Genomic DNA, 633 nt, shown 5'->3' with positions numbered 1-633 from the left:
ATGTAACGGGGCTCAAGATACGTACCGAAGCTTAGGGTTTGGATCTTTGATCCAAGCGGTAGCGGAGCGTTCCGTAGGCCGATGAAGCGGGAGGGTAACCGACCGTGGAGGTATCGGAAGTGCGAATGCTGACATGAGTAGCGATAAAGAGGGTGAGATGCCCTCTCGCCGAAATCCCAAGGGTTCCTGCTTAAAGCTAATCTGAGCAGGGTAAGCCGGCCCCTAAGACGAGCCCGAAGGGGGTAGTCGATGGGAACCACGTTAATATTCGTGGGCCTGGAGGTGTGTGACGGATGGCGTAAGTTGTCAGGCCTTATTGGATTGGTCTGGCTTCGAAGTTGTCCCAGGAAATAGCCCCTCCGTATAGACCGTACCCTAAACCGACACAGGTGGGATGGTAGAGTATACCAAGGCGCTTGAGAGAAGTGTACTGAAGGAACTCGGCAAATTACCTCCGTAACTTCGGGAGAAGGAGGCCCTGCATGCGGGCAACCGTGTGCAGGGGGCACAAGCCAGGGGGTAGCGACTGTTTAGCAAAAACACAGGGCTCTGCTAAGTCGGCTTCAAGACGACGTATAGGGCCTGACGCCTGCCCGGTGCTGGAAGGTTAAGAGGAGGAGTGCAAGCTCTGAA

1 rRNA gene is annotated in these 633 nt (G+C 55.1%); it reads left to right on the top strand.

Annotated features, from left to right (window positions below):
• Window positions 1-633, top strand: a 23S ribosomal RNA gene (locus ACT6VE_RS34865); the annotation flags it as partial.

The sequence above is a fragment of the Shinella sp. genome (assembly GCF_052438155.1).
Taxonomy (GTDB): Bacteria; Pseudomonadota; Alphaproteobacteria; order Rhizobiales; family Rhizobiaceae; genus Shinella.
This window is presented reverse-complemented; position numbering and strand designations above follow the sequence as displayed.